22 protein-coding genes and 1 pseudogene are annotated in these 15,050 nt (G+C 39.3%); 21 read left to right on the forward strand and 2 right to left on the reverse strand.

Going from position 1 to position 15,050, the window contains the following annotated elements; translation table 11 throughout:
• The first annotated feature begins 167 nt into the window (after window positions 1-167).
• The 16 genes and pseudogenes from OH463_RS23120 (at window position 168) to OH463_RS23250 (ending at window position 10,942) form a co-directional block, all read left to right on the forward strand.
• Window positions 168-311: a hypothetical protein gene (locus OH463_RS23120; protein ID WP_171904776.1), complete on the forward strand. Its 144-nt coding sequence runs from the start codon at window positions 168-170 to the stop codon at window positions 309-311.
• Window positions 312-329: 18 nt separating this feature from the next.
• On the forward strand, window positions 330-716 hold the full coding sequence (locus tag OH463_RS23125; RefSeq protein WP_029791167.1) for a type II toxin-antitoxin system YafO family toxin: 387 nt from the start codon (window positions 330-332) through the stop codon (window positions 714-716).
• Window positions 716-1,021 carry a hypothetical protein gene (locus OH463_RS23130; RefSeq protein WP_017191351.1) on the forward strand — a complete coding sequence of 102 codons (306 nt, stop codon included), beginning with the start codon at window positions 716-718 and terminating at the stop codon, window positions 1,019-1,021. Before OH463_RS23125 ends, OH463_RS23130 begins: the two co-directional genes overlap by 1 nt.
• Window positions 1,022-1,183: 162 nt before the next feature.
• Window positions 1,184-1,765, forward strand: a complete 582-nt coding sequence (locus OH463_RS23135; RefSeq protein WP_269992757.1) for a DUF4145 domain-containing protein — start codon at window positions 1,184-1,186, stop codon at window positions 1,763-1,765.
• A gap of 221 nt (window positions 1,766-1,986) precedes the next feature.
• Window positions 1,987-2,328 carry a hypothetical protein gene (locus tag OH463_RS23145; protein ID WP_017191348.1) on the forward strand — a complete coding sequence of 114 codons (342 nt, stop codon included), beginning with the start codon at window positions 1,987-1,989 and terminating at the stop codon, window positions 2,326-2,328.
• A 408-nt stretch (window positions 2,329-2,736) separates the two neighbouring features.
• Window positions 2,737-3,303, forward strand: a pseudogene (locus tag OH463_RS23150) (DUF2971 domain-containing protein); the annotation flags it as partial.
• A gap of 172 nt (window positions 3,304-3,475) precedes the next feature.
• Complete coding sequence (locus OH463_RS23160) at window positions 3,476-4,186, forward strand: hypothetical protein (RefSeq protein ID WP_269992760.1); 711 nt, start codon at window positions 3,476-3,478, stop codon at window positions 4,184-4,186.
• 167 nt (window positions 4,187-4,353) lie between these two features.
• Window positions 4,354-4,812: a GNAT family N-acetyltransferase gene (locus tag OH463_RS23170; RefSeq protein ID WP_269992762.1), complete on the forward strand. Its 459-nt coding sequence runs from the start codon at window positions 4,354-4,356 to the stop codon at window positions 4,810-4,812.
• A 146-nt stretch (window positions 4,813-4,958) separates the two neighbouring features.
• On the forward strand, window positions 4,959-5,516 hold the full coding sequence (locus OH463_RS23180) for a hypothetical protein (RefSeq protein ID WP_269992764.1): 558 nt from the start codon (window positions 4,959-4,961) through the stop codon (window positions 5,514-5,516).
• A gap of 133 nt (window positions 5,517-5,649) precedes the next feature.
• A complete protein-coding gene (locus tag OH463_RS23185) occupies window positions 5,650-6,090 on the forward strand; it encodes a hypothetical protein (protein ID WP_269992767.1) in 441 nt (146 codons plus the stop codon).
• 755 nt (window positions 6,091-6,845) lie between these two features.
• Complete coding sequence (locus OH463_RS23200; RefSeq protein WP_033907392.1) at window positions 6,846-7,364, forward strand: hypothetical protein; 519 nt, start codon at window positions 6,846-6,848, stop codon at window positions 7,362-7,364.
• Between the two features lie 690 nt (window positions 7,365-8,054).
• Window positions 8,055-8,354 carry a hypothetical protein gene (locus tag OH463_RS23215; RefSeq protein WP_005536942.1) on the forward strand — a complete coding sequence of 100 codons (300 nt, stop codon included), beginning with the start codon at window positions 8,055-8,057 and terminating at the stop codon, window positions 8,352-8,354.
• Window positions 8,355-8,501: 147 nt separating this feature from the next.
• Window positions 8,502-9,101 (forward strand): hypothetical protein, encoded by a 600-nt coding sequence (locus tag OH463_RS23225; protein WP_193232168.1) that lies wholly within the window; start codon window positions 8,502-8,504, stop codon window positions 9,099-9,101.
• A 180-nt stretch (window positions 9,102-9,281) separates the two neighbouring features.
• Window positions 9,282-9,575 carry a hypothetical protein gene (locus OH463_RS23230; RefSeq protein WP_053343375.1) on the forward strand — a complete coding sequence of 98 codons (294 nt, stop codon included), beginning with the start codon at window positions 9,282-9,284 and terminating at the stop codon, window positions 9,573-9,575.
• 195 nt (window positions 9,576-9,770) lie between these two features.
• Entirely contained in the window at window positions 9,771-10,322 is a 552-nt protein-coding gene (locus OH463_RS23240; RefSeq protein ID WP_269992779.1) for a GrpB family protein, read from the forward strand.
• 149 nt (window positions 10,323-10,471) lie between these two features.
• Window positions 10,472-10,942, forward strand: a complete 471-nt coding sequence (locus OH463_RS23250) for a GNAT family N-acetyltransferase (RefSeq protein WP_193294259.1) — start codon at window positions 10,472-10,474, stop codon at window positions 10,940-10,942.
• Window positions 10,943-11,057: 115 nt separating this feature from the next.
• Here OH463_RS23250 and OH463_RS23255 read toward each other — a convergent pair whose 3' ends face one another.
• Both OH463_RS23255 and OH463_RS23260 read right to left on the reverse strand, forming a co-directional pair.
• Entirely contained in the window at window positions 11,058-11,375 is a 318-nt protein-coding gene (locus OH463_RS23255) for a CcdB family protein (RefSeq protein WP_050905157.1), read from the reverse strand.
• Window positions 11,375-11,620: a type II toxin-antitoxin system CcdA family antitoxin gene (locus OH463_RS23260; protein ID WP_038140558.1), complete on the reverse strand. Its 246-nt coding sequence runs from the start codon at window positions 11,618-11,620 to the stop codon at window positions 11,375-11,377. The genes OH463_RS23255 and OH463_RS23260 overlap by 1 nt, the downstream gene beginning before the upstream one ends.
• A 210-nt stretch (window positions 11,621-11,830) precedes the next feature.
• Here OH463_RS23260 and OH463_RS23270 point away from each other — a divergent pair, with 210 nt between their 5' ends.
• From OH463_RS23270 to OH463_RS23305, 5 genes are all read left to right on the forward strand, one after another.
• The gene (locus tag OH463_RS23270) at window positions 11,831-12,298 is read left to right on the forward strand and encodes a hypothetical protein (RefSeq protein WP_017190377.1); all 468 of its coding nucleotides are present in this window, start codon (window positions 11,831-11,833) and stop codon (window positions 12,296-12,298) included.
• Between the two features lies 1 nt (window position 12,299).
• The gene (locus OH463_RS23275; protein ID WP_005446124.1) at window positions 12,300-12,530 is read left to right on the forward strand and encodes a hypothetical protein; all 231 of its coding nucleotides are present in this window, start codon (window positions 12,300-12,302) and stop codon (window positions 12,528-12,530) included.
• 743 nt (window positions 12,531-13,273) lie between these two features.
• The gene (locus OH463_RS23285) at window positions 13,274-13,735 is read left to right on the forward strand and encodes a hypothetical protein (protein ID WP_017190375.1); all 462 of its coding nucleotides are present in this window, start codon (window positions 13,274-13,276) and stop codon (window positions 13,733-13,735) included.
• A 154-nt stretch (window positions 13,736-13,889) separates the two neighbouring features.
• Window positions 13,890-14,522 carry a hypothetical protein gene (locus OH463_RS23295; RefSeq protein ID WP_029790609.1) on the forward strand — a complete coding sequence of 211 codons (633 nt, stop codon included), beginning with the start codon at window positions 13,890-13,892 and terminating at the stop codon, window positions 14,520-14,522.
• A gap of 216 nt (window positions 14,523-14,738) precedes the next feature.
• A complete protein-coding gene (locus tag OH463_RS23305) occupies window positions 14,739-15,011 on the forward strand; it encodes a hypothetical protein (RefSeq protein WP_017190374.1) in 273 nt (90 codons plus the stop codon).
• Window positions 15,012-15,050: the final 39 nt, after the last annotated feature.

The following is a 15,050-nucleotide window of genomic DNA, read 5'->3' on the forward strand; positions in this document are numbered from 1 at the left end:
TGTACTAACAAATTGCTTAAGAGTGATTCGTAACGCGTGGCATTTTTACTTTGCGGTGGCTTAGGGTGATTAAGGCGCCGTGCGGTAGCTTTTGTATTGCGTTACTCACACCTTAGCAAGGCGTTATTGGAATTTAGATTTAGATATTTAACTTTAAGGGAGTAAAAATGAAAGAAAAATCAATACCTAAGGCAAAAAAACAGGAAAGTTTCACCCCTCATTATGTTGCAATAAATAGAGTAAAAAGGAGCTTTGAGCGTGCTAAAGATAGGCAAAGTGATAGTTCCACTGAATTTGTAGAAGTCAAATAAAAGAGGAACAATTTAAACATGGACGTCAAAATATACGTAACTAGGGCTCTCAGTGAGGAAAGAAAACTTAACAAAGACCTAGATTTATTAATTCATGACTTTAAGCGTCACAAGCAAGGTCATCGGATATCATATTTTGGTAAAGAAGTCCCATATCATAGACCAGCTCCTGCAGCAGAAGATGCTGGGTTAATGCATATTCATATACTAGATAAAATTAAAACGCTAAAACTTGGTCAAAGTGATACAAGTGATAGTGTCTTAATTTATACTGAGGGTGCTACAAGCATCAATACTTACTTTATAATCGATTTCTTGGTGGATGGTGCTCATGCGCAGGCGAGAAGGCACGAGTATATGAGTTGGTTAATTGATAAGGCGGAAGCATTTAGGAATCAGAAATAATGAGTAAAGTGAAGATCAAAGCTACATGGTTTGAGGGTACAGAGCCTAGCGAAATTGGTGTCTACTTAGTTGCATTAAGACATCTTAGTGGTTTTGGCTCGTATGACTACTTATACTGGGATGGTAAATGTTGGTTGAATAAAACGACTTCTGATATTGTCGGCTGGTCGCCAGTATTTGACATGCTGACACAACTAGATGCTGGTTGGCCTACCGGTGACTTAGAAACAGATATAGAGTTTGAAAAATATAGGAAACAACATGGTGGTAAGTTTGATGATGATGATTTCATCGAAGTAGAGTAATCCATAATAAATTCAAATAACAAAGCATTTAAGAGTGATTCCCAACGCATGGCATTTTTCATTCCATCGTTGGGTTTTATGTTTATGGTGGTCTGGTTTAGTTTCGTGGTAGCGTTGCTCACACCTTAATGCGGCGTTAGCCGTCAGAGTATTGAGGTATCGATGGGTGAAATTACGAAAACGTATAAACTGTCTACAGATGAAGAAGATAAACAGCGTTTATATTGCAAAGAGTGCTCTGGACTTACACTACACTCAATTGTGTCATCCTTTGATGAGGATGGAAGTGAAGACTGTGGAGGCGGCAACTCAGTTGATTGGCATTGCAAGAATCAGACAATTCAGTGTTTAGGCTGCCAGACAGTCTCTTTTCGAACTGTTTCAACTTTTTCTGAAGATGTTGAATATGACCATGAAGGTCCGTATCATCCTGAAACGATTAAGTATTATCCAGGACGCGTGGAAGGGGTTAAATCTTTAGAATCACACTTGCTTCCCTATACAGTTCAACAAATATACAAAGAAACGGTTTTATCGTTAGAAAATGATCAATTTATCCTAGCGGGTATTGGCATTCGAGCAATTGTTGAAACCATCTGTAAAGATCTCCAAGCTGAAGGTCGCGATCTATACCGAAAAATAAACACTTTAAAAACTAGATCAATTGTCACTAAAGAAGGTGCTGATACATTGCATAAGCTAAGGGTATTAGGGAACTCTGCAGCGCACGAAGTGAAGAACTAGCCCTGCAAATTATTGAGCATATGCTTGAAGGAACATACATCATTCCGGCACGTGTTGAGAACGTATTTCCAAAAGACGGCTAACAAACTGTTTAAGAGTGATTCGCAACGCGTGGCATTTTTACTATGCGTTGGTTTTAGTGTTTAAGGTGGTATGCGGCGGCATCTGTATTGCGTTGCTCACACCTTAACAGGGCGTTATGTGACCAGAGAAGGAATAACATGGAATACATACCCAAACTATTAGCTAGTAAATTTAAATGGGCTGCTACTTCTTCCTTACTGAAGCTTTGGTTTATATGTGTCTGCTTTGTTTTTTTGATGCCTTTATTGGTACCGATTCTCATGCGTATTAATGGTGATTTGGTATTATTAATGTTGAGTGCCTATTTAGTGTTTCTATTAGGCATATTTTCCGCTAAGTATTACTCTAGAACAGATGTGTTGTTAGGTACTCCGGTTCCTAAAAATAATAAGCTGAATTTTGTATTCCTAGCGGTATTCTATTTTAAGTTAAGTTGTGCTGTTCTCTTGGCTGTTTCCCCACTGTTTTTTGGTGATTAGGTTTTGGGGCAAGTCACATAACAAACTGTTCAAGAGGGATTCGCAACGCGTGGCATTTTCACTGTGCGTTGGTTTAAGTGATTAAGGTGGTATGCGGCAGTTTCAGTATTGCGTTGCTCACCCCTTAACAGGGCGTTAGCTTTTTGAGGATAAACGTTGATTCTGTATAAATATATGTCGTTTAAAGCGGCTATTTCTGTTATTGAAAATTCATCACTTGGCTTCTCTTGTCTTGAAGACCTGAACGACCCATTTGAATGCACCGCTTTTGGATTCGAGGATGGTAGTGATTCATTCGTAACTGCAAGCATGGCTACGAATGCGTGTAAAAATCGTTTTTCAAGAAACTATGGTGTGCTTTCACTTACTAGACAACCATTGAATCCATTGATGTGAGCTCACTATGGAGACGAACACCAAGGTGTGGTAATTGGTTTTGATGCTAAATTAGCTGGATTTACAGATGAAGATGCGTGCGTCATACCTTGTCAGTATGGAGAAATTGTCTATTCGGCAACCAAGCCACATAAAAACTTGCCTACTTTAAGTAGTGAAGAACTGATGAGTATAGGAAATGGCATCAAATTTAACTCTGACTCGTTTAATCTAGTCAAAAGGGCATTTTTGTACAAATCTATTGAGTGGAGCTACGAAGAAGAAGTTCGAGTTGTTAAGGACATATCAGCTCTACCGTTTAGCTACCATTTCGGTAAGGGGCGCAGTAACGCTTGGAATAAAATCTCAGTAGCAGGGCGTCCATTGTATTGTTTGGATATACCAGAAAATGCTATTAAGGAAATATATTTAGGTCGGCATGTATATAAGAATGTAACTAAAAAGAATGATCTCTCCGGTGATGAACTTAAAGAGATCCTTCTCTCATGGGGACGCAAAGATTTAAAATTGTTGCAATGTAAGCCTGACGTACATTCATGGCAGTTAATAGCAGAACAATCAATCAACCAACAAAGCTAACAAACTGTTTAAGAGTGATTCGCAACGCGTGGCATTTTTACTATGCGTCGGTTTTAGTGTTTAAGGTGGTATGCAGGGGCTTCGGCATTGCGTTGCTCACACCTTAACAGGGCGTTAGCTTACCGCAATCATTATAATCCGCAGCATTAATTATTTTTAGAGAGATGTACTTATGTTACTTACATTAGGTGAACTTGAAAAATCCCAAGATGTTACCTATCACAAACTAGAAGAAGGCTTTTTCGTTTTTCCGGAAGGTGAAAATGCTGAGGAGCGTTTATCTCTAAGAATGCAATCTCTGCAGAGAATTAACGATATTGTCATGTCGCACCGTTACGCAATGACTGTTTATGATAGCAACAAACAGCAATACGACCCTGTATATAAGGAGTTTAATGAACATCACTTAAATATGTTCGACGATATACCGGAAGAAAATAAGCATTTAGTGCGCCTAGCATTTCCGAACTACAACTGGAAAGTGGAACAAGAGCAAGTAAAAAGTATCGTAGGCGAAAGTTTAGTTATCAATTTGTGGGCAACAGTAGAGCAATTTTCTAATCGAATCTTGGCTCTAACAGAAAGTCAAGGTAAATCCTCACATCGATGGCATGATATTGAGAAAGATTTCGTAGAGTTAGGTGTGGATGTTACTGAGATTGCTTCATATGCTGCAATTAATGAAATGAGAGTACTTAACAATAAAATTAAACACTTGTATTTTGTTGACTCACAATTAGCAAAGTTCGAGTCTTTTAAAGACCTCAAGGGAAAAAGCTTAGGTTTAGTTCGATTTAATTTGCAGCACTATGTCTCCTCGACTTATCACTTCATTTTTACATTGATCAATGCTATTGGGGAAACCATTTACTATCCGAAGTAGAAAATTTGACCACATCAGTAGTAAGCTAACAAACTGTTTAAGAGGGATTCGCAACGCATGGCATTTTTACTATGCGTTGTGTTTAGTGATTAAGGTGGTATGCGGCGGCTTCAGTATCGCGTTGCTCACCCCTTAACAGGGCGTTATGTGCTTTGGCGGAAATAAATATGGAAATCACAATCAGGCGTATCGAAACAGAAAGCATTGAGGACAAAAGTATATTGGAGACTCTGTTCAAAGAGTATCTATCTGGATTCTCAGTTGAACTAGATCTCTCAGTAATTGCTCAGCTATTTACACTGCCTTATTTCCTCGGATTTATCAGTTTTGTCGACAATAAGCCTGCTGGTTTTGCGGTTTGCTTTGAATCGTTCTCAACTTATCGTGCGCAAAGAGTGATGAATATCCATGATTTTATGGTGTCGGACAGCTTTCGTGGTAAAGGTGTTGGCAAGGTGCAATTGAATAGTATCGAACAATATTGTCGTGATAATGATTACCTCAAAATCACACTAGAAGTCGGTGATGATAATGTTGCAGCTAAAAAGTTCTACAGTTCATTGGACTACAAAGATTACAGAGTAGTTTTGAAAGATCAGCAACATTGGCAAAAGTACCTCAGTTAGCACGCACATAACAAACTGTTCAAGAGGGATTCGCAACGCGTGGCATTTTTACTATGCGTTGATTTTTGTGTTTAAGGTGGTATGCGGCAGCGTTTGTATTGCGTTGCTCACCCCTTAACAGGGCGTTAAGCTTCAATGAGGACAATATGGATTACGAAGAAATAAAACGACAGGGTATCGCTGATTTTGTCGAAGATGAAGAACAAACTAGACCAGATCGTATTGTTAGATTTGTCGAGCTAAATGAACTGTTTGCGCCACAGGGAGATATGCTGTTAACCGGAGGTTTACAGTCTCACTTAGCTTTTCATGAATTGGCTAATAGTTACGTTAATGGTAATTACATGGCAGTCGTATTACTGTGCCAAGCGTTTATTGAGCACTCATTGTCCGGTGAGTTCATCATGAGAGGGCAGAATACGATAGCTGAATCCTCATTTAAGAAAATCCTCGAATCTGCAAAAGCCGCTGAAATTATCAGTGAAACGCTTTTTGAACAATTAGAAGTATTACGGAAAATCCGCAACCCTTATGTTCATGCGAAAGCGGGGCTTAAAAATGGCTCATTGGCTAAAAAAATGATCGATGGTCGATTTGAATCTGCTGAAGAACTAGCTAAATCAGATGCATTAAAATCACTTGGAATACTAAAGTCTTTTGTTCGTCAAAATGTATTCACGTGGGTGCCTGAGCCTGAAGCTTAACAAAGCGTTTAAGGCAGATTCGCAACGCTCGGCATTTTCGGTTTGCTTTGAATTTAGTGATTACGGCACAATGGTTTTGGTAGGAGTGGCGTTGCTCACTACTTAACGCGGCGTTAGGCATCAGGAGGAAAATATGGATAAAGACGTACCGATTCTCCATTTACTTCAAACGTTAGAGAATATAAATGACTTTGAGTTAACGATACTCAAATGTCATCTACTTGTTGAAGAAGCATTGACAGAGATCCTTGTTAATAAATCTGAGTCATCGAAATACATATTGGAAGCTAGGCTTACATTTGCCAATAAACTACAAATATCTAGGGCTTTGACTGACACTTCATGTGAGCCTTGGGTGTGGGCTGCAATTTCAATGCTAAATAAGACTCGGAATCGACTGGCGCATAATTTAACTTCAAGTGAAGTTGAAGCAGATGTTGCAAAGTTTGTATCGTTTATACAAGACAATCAGCCAATGTGGGGAGCTGATATGCTCGATGTGAAAAATAGGGATTTCTTTTGGGCTGTATTTGTGGTGTTTAAAAAAATTAAATCTGTCGCAGGAGTCGAGTAAATGCCTAACAAACTGTTCAAGAGGGATTCGCAACGCGTGGCATTTTTACTATGCGTTGTTTTTAGTGTTTAAGGTGGTATGCAGCGGCTTCGGCATTGCGTTGCTCACCCCTTAACAGGGCGTTATGTTTCTTAGTCGAGTGTAGAAAACTATAGTTAATATTCAGATGCTTATTGTGGAAAAGGAGAGTTGATGGATGTGTATTCGTTACTAGCATTTGCGGCTTTTCTAGTGCTCATATCTTCAATGATAGTGCTCCTTGGGAGTAGTATTTCCCTCGGATTGCAGATGAAAAGAATAGACCCGAGTAGATATAAAGCGATCTACTTTTTGTTTGTTCCTTTTTCTAGTGCGCTTCTCTTTAATTACGTAAGAAGTAGCGAAAATATCTCGAAGTATCCTGAAAGTAGCTCTTGGTTGTTTACTGTCATTCGATATTCTATGGTGTCACTCTTCATATCCTTTGTTTTTATGGGGTTTTCTGCTTTTTTAGCAGCAGGTAAAAGCTAAGTTTTTAGCCGGTAAAATTGTTCTGCTCATTTACGGTAACGTACTGGCGGGTGGTAATAAACATAACAAATTGTTCAAGAGTGATTCGGCACGCGTGGCATTTTTACTATGCGTTGATTTTAGTGGTTAAGGTGTTATGCGGGAGCTTAGGTATTGCGTGCCTCACACCTTAACAAGGCGTTATGTTTTTGATAATTTCAATGTGTGCTGTATCATATAATATTATTATTAATTAGGCTTAATGTATGAAAAATAAACTTATTTTCACATTTGCATCAATTGCGCTAGTTGGTTGCGCGACAGTCCCGCTAGATCCGAAAGTGGATGTTACGGAAATTCAACCATTCATTGAATTTAATGTTAATGATTCAGTATCTATCGTTAATGAACAAAAGAATGATGACACTTTACTCTTGGTCGATCTAAAAACTGTCGCCTTCACAGGCTCGAAGAAAGAGTTGACTGATACCGTAATTGCAGTGGCTGAGAAAGAACTAATAAAACGTAAAGCTATCATTTCTCCAATAGCAACCAAGCAGTTGAATATATCGGTGGATAAATTTAGTTGTGATCAATCTGGATCTTTTTCTATGGGTTGTGAAACAGTCGTTTCTGTAGAAACGGAAGGTCAATATAAAGCAACTTATACTGCATTTGGTGAAAGCGCACTTGGTGTTCAACATGCAAGTAATTACTCATTGGCGAATGCAGTTTCAGCAATGTTTAGAGACCCTAAGATCATAAACTACTTAACTACTAAATAAACATAACAAACAATTTAAGAGTGATTCAGCACGCTTGGCATTTTCGGTTTGGGTTAAGTTTAGTGATTAAAGTGTTCAAATTGAGTGTTGTGGATGCGTGCTTCACACCTTAATTGGGCGTTAGTACGGGTTTGACATCAAAGGTCATGAGTTTTGGTGTTTATCTGTTTTGGCGCTCGCCTTTACACCTTTCAGTTTGTACCTTTCACGTTCTTTCCGGTGGCACTATATGCGGAGTGTTCGCTTTGACTTCATCGTTTACAGTCTCTAACTCTTAATCTATTTCTTTATTGCTTCTTCTTTTTCGTGGTTTTTACTAAGTCAAAATTGTCTTTCTTTGGTGTTGCTGTCGAAGTGCGAGGAACGAATCCTTTTCTAATTTGAACTCAGTAAAAGTAGGTGAGTTCAGTACGTTTTTCTTCTAGCCAACTCTCGTCTCTCTATCGATTTTAAGTTTTGTAGCTGCCCGTCTCACTTCAGTGTTCAAAGCCTTTCATATCATGCCAGTTTTCAATATCTTGGAGCGCATAAATAGAAGTAGCGCATGTATTAACAAATTGCTTAAGAGTGATTCGTAACGCGTGGCATTTTTACTATGCGGTGGCTTATGGTGATTAAGGCGCTGTGCGGTAGCTTTTGTATTGCGTTACTCACACCTTAGCAAGGCGTTAGAGCGCAGGAGAAAAAAGTATGAACATGACCGATATAGTTGAATACATTTCATATCTTATCGCCGGCATTATTATCGCTCCTTTCGGCTTCATGCTGTTTAGAGAATTCATCGGTAAAGATCGCAAGACAGTTACAGATGAAGTCAAATCGACAGTAGGTGATGAATCGAGAAAGTTTCTGGGTGGTAGGTATGGTGATGCCGTTGTAGGTCAATTTGTTGAGTTTAAACTGATAATAGCGATAGGCTTGCCAGTAGTACTATTTCTAGGAGTTTCTTCCTTGGTTAATTCTCTTTTGAAAGTTCTGTTCAACCTGTGAGTTGCGCTCTAACAAACTGTTCAAGAGGGATTCGCAACGCGTGGCATTTTCACTATGCGTTGGTTTTAGTGTTTAAGGTGGCATGCGGCGGCATTGGTATTGCGTTGCTCACCCCTTAACAGGGCGTTATGATTTTTGAGGATTAAAATGGGTACAGTAAATGACTATCTTGATGATGCTAAAACGATAAAAAGTGGACTAAAGGTTGTATTGACTTGGGCTAAGGCGGAGCGACGGAGGCGAATATTTATTTATTTCATGATCGCCCTAGGAGTTGTATCTGGATATAACTATTTCACTAGTTCGAAATTGGCAGAAGCGTACGCTCAAGAAGAACTATATGGAAAGCAAGTAAGTCTGACTGTTGACAAAAATGTTCTCAACTCAGCTATTAACATCGTTAGTAATTGTATTGACGCACGGGACAAAAAATTACCTCTTGAAAAATGGTACTGTGATTTTGCTACTACCAAATATAATAGTTTTAAAGACCTTTCAACGTTAGATGAAGAAGCTCAAAAATTGATTGAAACGTCTAAAGCGTATGAGTTAATGCTTCTTGATCTTAAAGGTCAGTTGCAAGACGTTGATTATAAATACCTGATTGCGAATAAGCCTGATAACCTCGCAATGAAAACATTGAAGATTCTCGTTAGTGATATTTTTTTATTGCTGCTATTAATAAGTAGTATAGGCGTGATTTTGTTTTTATATTGGTACTTGAATCAACCTGACGAACAATCATAACAAAGCATTTAAGAGTGATTCCCAACGCTTGGCATTTTTCGTTTCATCGTTGGGTTTTGTGTTTACGGTGGTACGGTTGTGTTTTGTGGTAGCGTTGCTCACACCTTAATGCGGCGTTATGTTTGTTATCGTTGGTAACAGAAAAAATGCAATATGATATACAATAGGGAATTTAATAGTATGAAAGTTGTGGCTAAACATAATAACTGGCTTTTATATAGTGATGGGGAAAATTACATTCTAAATTCAAGGTGTGATTATGGCATTGGAGAGGAAACTGCTACTTTTTTATTAAACGTTGATGAAGTTTCTCGTTATTTAAAATTTGGAGAGGAAGTAATTCACGAACTTTCGGATTCGGCGCGTAGTTCATCAGGAAAGCATTATTATGAGAAGCAGCGTCCTATTAGCGATGAGCTAATGAAAGAATACTATAAAGCAACGAGTGAATATATTCATAAGTATATCCGATGAAATGGGCAATGATATTTTTCAATTTTTGAACGTTGGTGATGCAAACATAACAAACTGTTTAAGAGCGATTCGCAACGCGTGGCATTTTTACTATGCGTTGCGTTTGGTGTTTAAGGTGGTATGCGGAAGTATCGGCATTACGTTGCTCACACCTTAACAGGGCGTTAGGTTTACGAGTTAACATGGGAAGTTAAAGTGGATAAAACTGAGTTGATAAAGCGACTTGAAGAGCTAGGTATAGGGTTAGAGCGTTTTACAGTCCAGATAACCAACTATGTCCATACATGGACTGAAGCCTATGAGCTAATTGTCAGCGTGATTGCGCCTAATTTGGGTGGCGTGACTCTTTATCATATCGGTAGTACAGCAATCCCAGGCTCAATTGCAAAACCGATAATAGATATAGGTATCGCATATAATGACACTTTAACTTTTAAGCAAAACATTCTAGCGCTTGAATCTCTAGGCTTTACTTGCAAAGGAGAGCAAGGAGTTGAAGGTCGTTGTTTCTTCACATATTACAACGATAACGAACGTTTCGATTATATCCATGTTCATGCTTATAAGCAGGGCGACTCAAAGTTAAGAAAACATATTCAATTTAGAGATGCTCACATTCAAAACCAAGAGTTGCTAATCGAGTACAATTCCTTAAAACAGGGCTTGGTTGCAAGTGGCGTCAGTAGGCAAGATTATCCTGCAGCAAAAGCAGCTTATATTCAAAGAATACTGTCATCTACATCGTGAAATCATAAACCTAACAAACTGTTCAAGAGGGATTCGCAACGCGTGGCATTTTTACTATGCGTTAGTTTTAGTGGTTAAGGCGGTATGCGGTAGTTTCGGTATTGCGTTGCTCACCCCTTAGCAGGGCGTTAGCTGCTTGGAGAAGATTTATGGTTCGTGTAGCCCAAATCAAAGATTTAGATGTGTTGGTTAGCCTTTTCATTGCTGAGAACGAGCACAACTCAGACTTAGCCCCAGATGTTGTTCGCAAAACTGAAGATGTACTAAATGAGACTGAGCTTCAAGACATTCTATCTGATGAAAATCAGTTGCTTATTGTTAGCGAGCACGATGGAAAGGTAGTCGGAGCTTTATTGGGGAATCTCACTGACGTTAAAGAGCGTCGTTGGACGCAATCACGAACGTATGGATATATTGAAGAGTTAATCGTTTCTAGCGAAGCTCGAAAGCTGGGTGTAGCTACAGGGCTAGTTTCTTACTTTTCTAAGTGGGCTAGTGCTCTTGGCGCTAGTTCAGTTGACCTGCATGTTTGGTCAAATAACGCAGGAGCTATCGGTTTTTATACTAGCGCCGGATTCGAATCAAAACAGAACCTGCTCTCCAAAAAGCTACGCAGCTAACAAAGCGTTTAAGGCGGATTCTCAACGCTTGGCATTTTCGGTTTGCTTTGAATTTAGTGTTTACAGCACAATGGTTTAGGTAGGGTGGTAGCGTTGCTCACCACTTAACGCGGCGTTATATGCCAGTAATCAAAAAGTCGATAGCAGCGATAATTTCGTTTCTAAACGTGCTTAGCTCGTTGACTGGGGTCGTAAGGATTCTAGTTGGTACACTTGCCATTTGTTGAGTAAGAATCACAAAGTCACCTTCATCAATATGGATCGTAGGGCACAGGTGGCTAGGGGCTTTTTTCTCTAGCAACTCGATAGGAGTTAAGGGAATGACTAAGCGAGTATTCAGTGAATCTAGCAACTCACTTTGGACATCAACAAAGTATGGGTAAGCGCTTGCGGTGCTCTTATCGTTGTTTTTATAAAGCGTAAATTGTGACATTAGAATACTCGGTATGAATCGGAAAATAGTCCGTGTTTTGCAGTTAAGTCGTTACAAGCTTCAATAGCTTCGGCATTTTGTTCTAACCATTCGGCTTTCAATTGTTGTTTTACTTCCTTTTCCAAAGCCTTTTCCATTGTTGCTGATAGGTTGATGTTTAGGCGCTTAGCTTCGGCAAGTAACTCACTGTTTAGGCTAAGGTTTGTAGCCTTTTTAGGTGCATGTGTGCTATATGTGTTTCTCATAAAGTAATCCTATGCGTATTAATGGTGCGCATTGAGTATAGGTGAAAGCTAGGCATATAACAAATTGTTTAAGAGTGATTCGCAACGCGTGGCATTTTTGCTATGCGTTGCGTTTAGTGTTTAAGGTGGTATGCGGTGGCATCGGTATTACGTTGCTCACACCTTAACAGGGCGTTAGCTCTCTCGGAAATTTAAGCAAAAGGAGGAAACATGGAAACTGTTACATTGCTAAAAGATGTGTTGTTAGATAAGGGGCAAATTCATAACTATTATGAAGGTAAAGTACCTCTTAATTTGTGGAGAGGACTAAATGTTAAAAAAGGTATGGGGCTTTTTGAACTAATTGAAGATACTCTCCTTCTTTCAAATGGTAGACCTAGACCTGCTGATATTACTATTCAAGGAATGGGAGCTGATGCGAGAGTTTTAGTTAAGGACCGGCCAAGAGGCATCAGTACGTTTGATAGACCAGGGATACCACAGGGGCCAAATTGGCAGCACTATCGGATACCAGAGGGCACACCTTTACCTTCTGGGTTGGCGATAGTTAAAGATCAGTATAACCCTCGTTTTGGTGCGTATCATTACACTATCGCTCCTGCTTATGATATGCCCTTGTCAAAGTTTAAGTTACTATTAAGTAAATTAGCGAAGTTAGCAGTAAGAGAGGCTGCGTAAGATGAATATACCTAAGCCATATGTACCGATGCTATTATCGGCAGTTAGAGACGCTGTTCTATATAATCAAAACTTGTTACATAGTGAGACTTTGAGAGAACGTGAAGATTATGAGGAACACTTAGTTCATTTGACTCAGTTTTTTGAATATTTGAAAGATGAATATAAAAGCAATGAAGCAGAATATGGTTTGAAGCTAGAGCAGTTGCTACCTGAACAAGCAGAGAGCTAACAAAGCATTTAAGAGTGATTCCCAACGCTTGGCATTTTCAGTACAAGGTTGGGTTTCGTGTTTACGGTGCAATTAATTAGGTTAGGTGGTAGCGTTGCTCACACCTTAATGCGGCGTTAGTACGGGTTTGACATCAAAGGTCATAAGTTTTGGTGTTTATCTGTTTCGGCGCTCGTATTTACACCTTTCAGTTAGTGCCTTTCACGTTCTTTCCGGTGGCACTATATGCGGAGTATTCGCTTTGACTTCAACGTTTACGGCTTCTAACTCTTAGCCTATTTCTTTGGCGCTTCTTCATTTTCGTGGCGGCTTTTGAGAGAACCTTGATTACTTTTGGTGTGGCTATTGAAGTGCGAGGAAAGAATCCTTTTCTAATTTTAAGCCAGTGAAAGTAGGGCAGTTCAGTGCGTTTTTCTTCTAGTCAACTTTCGCCTTTCATTCGGGGTAAAGTTTTGTAGCTGCCCGTCTCACTTCAGTGTTCAAAGCCTTTCATATCATCTCAATTTTCAATATCTTGGAGCGCATAAATAGAAGTAGCGCATGTACTAACAAATTGCTTAAGAGTGATTCGTAACGCGTGGCATTTTTACTTTGCGGTGGCTTATGGTGATTAAGGCGCTGTGCGGTAGCTTTTGTATTGCGTTACTCACACCTTAGCAAGGCGTTATACCACTATGTGAGAAACTGAGTTTCTGCATACAAGAAAGTAGTTTACGATTCGGCTTTTTGAAGCGGTTCTATATATGTCATATGCAGTTAAAGCTGAAGCTCTTGCTAAAGCTATTCTAGTTCTTGTCGATGGTGGAGTTGATGATTCTCATTGTTATCGCAATTTAGTTGATAATTTGTATGCGTATCGTGTCGGTGCAGTAAATGGGACAGGTAAGTGGGATACAAGAAAGATAAAAGAGCAATGCCAATGGACAATCTCAGCTCGGAATAGCGACAAAGTTGAGAAAGAGCATGTTGTGCCCATGGCTGAGGTTGTGCGCATCTTACTATCGTTAACTAACCCCCAAGTCTCTGATGTATATGATGTTATCGACAAGTACTGTGTCTACTGTATTGTCACGCCGAAAGAGCACAGTATTTTGAATGTAAAATACCAAAGAAAAATGCCATCAGAGTTCTGGGACAGTAACAGTGACTACTATATGGATGCTTGGGCAAGATACAAGTTGTCTAGTTTAGAGGTCGTATTTTAGTAGTGGTATAACAAACTGTTTAAGAGTGATTCGCAACGTGTGGCATTTTCACTGTGCGTTGGTTTTAGTGTTTAAGGTTGTATGCGGCGGCTTTTGCATCGCGTTGCTCACACCTTAACAGGGCGTTATAAAGATTAGGAGACTTTCACGATAAATGGACTTAGTTGTTGAGTTACTAAAAACTGGTGATTACTGGATTGCGATTGTTGTAGTGATCGTAACTATTGCTATAAATGCTCCTAGAGTAACCGAGTACTACTTCTTACTTAGAAAAAATAGAATGGCTCAGATTTTGTCTGCTTTACAAGAACCGAGTGTTTCGGAAGAACTAAAGACTCATTTGAAAAATGAGCTCGATATTGAGTGTTTTAAAGGTATTCATGGTATCCGCGTTAGTCTCCCAATGTTAAAAGCAGTTTATGTACTTAATGAAAGGGTTGGGGCGACGGTCTCTTTCAGACATGTTTTGAAAACAGTCCAACTTTTACCTGATATTTCAGATGTAGAGCTTTTGTCGTACCGGATTAGATTAAATATCCTAGATAAGGTTATTGCTTCTTATAACCTGGTGTTTGGATTGCTCATAGCTGGCTTTGGGTTCATAACATTTTTACTATCGATTTACTCGATTGTTACTGGATTTGAGCCAAGTCTTCTTATTTCTGGTGTTATCTTCCTACCTTTAGGTTTTTACATGCTCAATGATGGTAGTGCCTTGTTTTCTGTGTATCACATCAATAGAGCACTCAATGACTATGAAAAGGCAACTGAGAAAAAATCTTTATAACAAATTGTTCAAGAGTGATTCGGCACGCGTGGCATTTTTACTATGCGTCGGTTTTAGTGGTTAAGGTGGTATGCGGAGGCTTCGGTATTGCGTGCCTCACACCTTAACAAGGCGTTAAGTTACTTTGAAACACCTCGCATTATGACGTAATAATATTTCTGTAAATGCTGTTATCTGAGTTGAAATCATCCAATTTGTATAAAAATTGGAGATGACATGGATTTTCAAAATTTATGGAACAAGCATCCTACTATTGTGGATGATAGCGTACCTTGTTCAACAGATGGCAAAGCAAATTTTTCAGATCAGTGCGCAATTCGTTTGGGTGTTGCTCTTGCTTCTATAGGGGTTGACACAACCAGTCTTGTCCCGAAAGCAAGGCATTGTTGGTACCATGATAGCGGTTTGGGTCACGTTTTAGCAGCGGAAGAGTTAGCACAAGGGCTATCAAGAATGCCTATTTCGGGTGTTAGTAGACTTCGAAAATAGATCCTAAGCAGTTCGCTAGAAAACTTTCAGGTAAAAAAG

Source organism: Vibrio sp. NFR (genome assembly GCF_027587095.1).
GTDB lineage: Bacteria > Pseudomonadota > Gammaproteobacteria > Enterobacterales > Vibrionaceae > Vibrio > Vibrio harveyi.